This is a genomic window from Amycolatopsis kentuckyensis, assembly GCF_002155975.1.
GTDB classification, from domain to species: Bacteria; Actinomycetota; Actinomycetes; order Mycobacteriales; family Pseudonocardiaceae; genus Amycolatopsis; species Amycolatopsis kentuckyensis.
On record NZ_MUMI01000092.1, the window covers coordinates 1 to 4,582 of the forward strand.

4 protein-coding genes and 1 pseudogene are annotated in these 4,582 nt (G+C 74.4%); 4 read left to right on the top strand and 1 reads right to left on the bottom strand.

The window, feature by feature from the left end:
* The 3 genes and pseudogenes from CCN39_RS09885 to CCN39_RS09895 form a co-directional block, all read left to right on the top strand.
* Positions 1-1,421: pseudogene (locus CCN39_RS09885) on the top strand (hypothetical protein); the annotation flags it as partial.
* 37 nt (positions 1,422-1,458) lie between these two features.
* Positions 1,459-2,244: a TIGR03620 family F420-dependent LLM class oxidoreductase gene (locus CCN39_RS09890; protein WP_086840570.1), complete on the top strand. Its 786-nt coding sequence runs from the start codon at positions 1,459-1,461 to the stop codon at positions 2,242-2,244.
* A complete protein-coding gene (locus CCN39_RS09895) occupies positions 2,241-2,567 on the top strand; it encodes an ArsR/SmtB family transcription factor (protein WP_086840572.1) in 327 nt (108 codons plus the stop codon). The genes CCN39_RS09890 and CCN39_RS09895 overlap by 4 nt, the downstream gene beginning before the upstream one ends.
* Here CCN39_RS09895 and CCN39_RS09900 read toward each other — a convergent pair.
* Entirely contained in the window at positions 2,548-3,192 is a 645-nt protein-coding gene (locus CCN39_RS09900; RefSeq protein WP_086840574.1) for a LysE family translocator, read from the bottom strand. The genes CCN39_RS09895 and CCN39_RS09900 overlap by 20 nt on opposite strands.
* A gap of 71 nt (positions 3,193-3,263) precedes the next feature.
* On the opposite strand from CCN39_RS09900, the gene CCN39_RS09905 reads away from it, so the two are divergent.
* Positions 3,264-4,445 carry a winged helix DNA-binding domain-containing protein gene (locus CCN39_RS09905; RefSeq protein WP_086840576.1) on the top strand — a complete coding sequence of 394 codons (1,182 nt, stop codon included), beginning with the start codon at positions 3,264-3,266 and terminating at the stop codon, positions 4,443-4,445.
* Positions 4,446-4,582: the final 137 nt, after the last annotated feature.

The window sequence follows — 4,582 nt, forward strand, 5'->3', positions numbered from 1 at the left end:
CGGCCCGGGCGGCCGCGCTCGCGCGTGCTCGCCGGGTCGTCGACGGCCTCGAAGACGAGCGCACCGAAGCGATCGGGCTCGTCTCGACCCGGCGCGCCGAACTGGACGCGCTGCCGCTGCAGAACGGCGTCAACGGCGAGAAGCCGCGGAACATCGAGCACGGCCTGGAACTGATCGACGCGGCCGGGCTGGAAGCGTCGGCGGCCGCGCGGAAGTGGGAGGAGCTGCAGGAACGCCGGGCCGCCGCGGAAGCGACCCTGGAGTCCGCGCGCAGCTCCGCCTCGGGCTTCTCGTTGCTCGCCGAGTCGATGGCCCACCTGGTGACCGACACCGACGCGGCCGCCTACGACGGCGACGTCGACACCGCACGCGCCCAGCACGCGCGGCTCAACGCCACCTTCAACCAGGCCCAGGAAGCCGCCGACGCCGGCGACCGGCGGGTGCGCGCGGCCGCGGACCAGCTCGCGCAGTACGCGACGGAAAAGCGCTTCGAGAAGCTGAGCACGCCGGTGCGGCAGCAGGTCATCTCGGTCAAGCGCGACCAGCTCCCGGCGCACGCCGCCGAGTGGGCCGAAGCGCTGCGGCCGCGGCTGCGCTCGCTGACCGACGACCTCGCGCAGATCGACCGGCACCGCGGCGGCATCATCACCCGGCTGCAGGGCATGGTCGACGGCGCGCTCCGGACGTTGCGCTCGGCCCAGCGCGTCTCCCGGCTGCCGGACGGCCTCGGCGACTGGTCCGGGCAGGAGTTCCTCCGCATCCGCTTCACCGAGCTGGAGGACAACGCGCTCACCGAGAAGCTCGGCGAGGTCGTCGACGAGGCCGCCGTGGGCAAGACGGCGGACGGCCGGGACGTCAAGCGCGACGGGCTTTCCCTGGTCCTGCGCGGCGTCCGGGCGGCGGCGCCCAAGGGCTTCCGCGTCGACATGCTCAAGCCGGACTCGGTGCTGCGGACCGAACGCCAGCGCGTCTCGGAGATCCGCGACGTGTTTTCGGGCGGCCAGCAGCTCACCGCGGCGATCATCCTGTACTGCACCCTGGCGGCCCTGCGGGCCAACAACCGCGGCAAGGCCCGCAACCGGCACTCGGGCGTGCTGTTCCTGGACAACCCGATCGGCCGCGCGTCGGCCGGGTACCTCCTGGAGCTGCAGCGGGCGGTGGCCGAGGCGCTGGGCGTGCAGCTGATCTACACGACGGGCCTGTTCGACGCGGGCGCGCTGTCGGAGTTCCCGCTGATCGTGCGGCTGCGCAACGACGCCGACCTGCGGGCGGGCCGGAAGTACCTGTCGGTGGACTCGACGATCCGGAACTCCCTGGAGGACCTCGGCGAGCCCGACGGCGTCGCGCGGCTGTCGGCGACCCGGATGTTCACGCGGGCCGCCGATCCCGCCGATTCCGCCGAGGACGAACAAACGGCGTGACGGGAACATCTTCCCGGGTTCCGTGGTTGCCGGGCGCATGACGACACTGGGGCCGCTGGGGGCCACCCACACCGCACTGGACTCCGACACGGCCGTGGCGGTCGAGCTCGAGGAGCTCGGCTACGACACGCTCTGGCTGGCCGGCGGGCAGGGCAACAACCTGCCGCGGATCACCGAGGTCATCCGCGGGACCTCGCGGATCCGGGTGGCGAGCGGCATCCTGTCGGTCGACCGGGTGCCGTCGGCTGCCGTGGCTTCGGCCTACGCCGAGCTGCCCGCGGGCCGGTTCGTGGTCGGCCTGGGCGGCGCGCACGGCGCGCGCCCGCTGGCCACGCTCGGCGACTACCTCGACGAGATCGAGGACGTCGTGCCGCCGTCCGCGCGGATCCTGTCGGCGCTCGGGCCGCGGATGCTGGAGCTGGCGCGCGATCGCGCTTCGGGCGCGTACCCGTACCTGGTGACGACGGACTACGTCGCGTCGGCCCGCGAGATCCTGGGCCCGGACCGGCAGCTGGCGGTGCTGCTCAACGTGGTGGCGGAGACCGACGTGGCCCGGGCGCGCGAGGTCGTGCGGGGCGGCTCGCTGAAGTTCCTGGCCGGCGTTCCGGGCTACGCGGCCAACTTCCGGCGCATGGGGTTCACCGACGCGGACACCGCGGACCTGTCGGACCGGCTGGTCGACGGCCTGACCGTGTGGGGCGACTTCGACGCCGTGGTCGCGCGGCTGCGGGAGTACCGGGCCGCGGGCGCCGACCAGGTGGTCGTCCCGCTCGACGGCCTGCCGCGGGAGTGGTGGGCGGGGCTGGCGGAGGCGCTCCGGTGACGTCGGCCCGGTCCCGGGGGCTGGCGCACGCGCCCCCGGCGGCCGTTTCGCTGCAGGACGCCCTGGCCGCGGTCGCCGACCCGGTGCGCCGCGGCATCCTGCGCGAGCTCGCCGCGGTGCCCGAGTGGACGAAGGCGTGCGGCACGTTCGACCTCCCGGTGGCGAAGGCGACGCTCAGCCACCACTTCGGGGTGCTGCGCGCGGCGGGCCTGATCGAACAGCGCGACGAAGGCTCGCGGCGGCTGAACCGGTTGCGGCGTCCCGAATTCGACGCCGCCTTCCCGGGCCTGCTCGACCTGGTGCTCAGTCACCCCGGCCGGTGAAGGCCAGGGTGGTGCCCAGGCCGATCATGACGAGGCCGCCGGTGCCGCCGACCATTTCGAGGCGCTTCGGCGAGCGGGCGAACCACGTGCGGGCGGTGCCGGCGACCAGCGCCCACGCGCTGTCGGTGGCCAGCGCGATCGCGGGCAGGCACAGGCCGAGGACGAGCATCTGGGCGGGCACCGAGCCGGCGGCGGGGTCGACGAACTGCGGCAGCAGCGCGGCCAGGAACACGATCGACTTCGGGTTCGCGAAGCCGACGACGAAGCCGTCGCGCAGCACGGTCAGCACGCGCCCGGGGGTGGCGCGCACCTTCGAGGCCATCGCGTCGGTCAGCCTCCGGCGGTGGCGCACGGCCTGGATCCCCAGGTACACCAGGTAGACCGCGCCGGCGATCTTGATCGCGGTGAACACCGCCGCGGACGTCGTCACCAGCGCGCCGAGGCCGAACGCGACCGCGACGACCTGCGTGTACACGCCGACGGAGTTGCCGGCGACGGTGAGGAGCGCGTCGCGCCGCCCGGCCGTGAGCGCGCGGCTGATCGTGAACAGCACGCTCGGCCCGGGGACCACGACCATGAGGAACGTCAGCGCGGCGAAGGCCGCGAAGTGCGTACCGGAGACCATGCCCGGAGGCTATCTCCTGGTCACCGGCGCGACCAGGCGTTTTTGTCGGTGCGGGGTGGTAGGAACGGCGGGTGCCTCCGAAGATCAGCACCGACCAGCGCCGGGCCCGCCTCGCCGTCCGCCACCACCTCGCCGCGCCCGCGGCCTCGGTGGCGGACGCCGTCGCCGGGGTCGTCGCGCTGCACGCCACCGACCCGGCGACCGTCCACCTGTCCGCGTCCGCCCGGCTCGCCGCCCCGGCGGTGTCCCCGGTGGAGCGGGCGCTCTACGAAGACCGGACCTTGCTGCGGCTGCTGGGCATGCGCCGCACGGTGTTCGTGACGGACCTGGACACGGCGGCGCTCGTGCAGGCGGGCTGCTCGGCGGACATCCTCGTGAAGCAGCGGAAACTGCTCGAACAGCACCTGGGGCAGCAGGGCCACCCGGAGAACGTGCCGGAGCCGGCGGCGTGGCTGGCGGACGTCGAGGCGTCGGTCGAGGCGGCGCTGCGGGCCCGCGGTTCGGCGACGGCGCAGCAGCTGAGCGAGGACGAGCCCCGGCTCCGCCAGCAGCTGCTGATGGCGGCGGGCAAGCCGTACGAGGCGATCGGCAACGTGACGAGCCGGGTGCTGTTCCTGCTGGCGGCGGGCGGCCGGATCGCGCGTGGCCGTCCGCGCGGCAGCTGGCTGAGCAGCCAGTACGTGTGGCACCCGCTGGACGAGTGGGTCCCGGGCGGGCTGCGCCCGTGGAGCGCGGACGAGGCCCGGGTGGAGCTGGCCCGGCGCTGGCTGCGCGCGTACGGCCCGGCCCCGGTGTCCGACCTGAGGTGGTGGACGGGCTGGACGGCGGGCCAGACGAAGAAGGCCCTGGCGGTGTTGTCGCCGGCGGAGGTCGACCTCGACGGCGTGCCGGGAGTGGTCCTGGCGGACGACCTCGAGCCGGTGCCGCCACCCCCGCCCTGGGTGGCGTTCCTGCCCTCGCTGGACCCGACGCCGATGGGCTGGCAGGACCGCGACTGGTTCCTCGGCCCGCACCGAGCGGCCCTGTTCGACCGCAGCGGCAACATCGGCCCGACGGTGTGGGCAGCCGGCCGCGTGGTCGGCGGCTGGGCCCAGCGCGCCTCGGGGGAGGTGGTGTTCAGGCTGCTGGAGGACGTGGGCGGGGAGACTCGCGCGATGGTCGAGGCAGAGGCGGAGAAGTGCGCGAAGTGGTTCGGCGAGGTTCGGGCGGTGCCGCGGTTCCGCACGCCACTGGAGCGCGAGCTGACGGGCTGAGGGCGCCCGCCCACGCGAGCTGAGCGGCTGAGGGTGCCCGCACACGCGAGCTGACCGGCTGAGGGCGCCCGCGCATTCGTGAAGGAAGCCTCGTGAATCGCGCTCAGCCCGACCGGCGAACCCGGCCCGCCGGACGA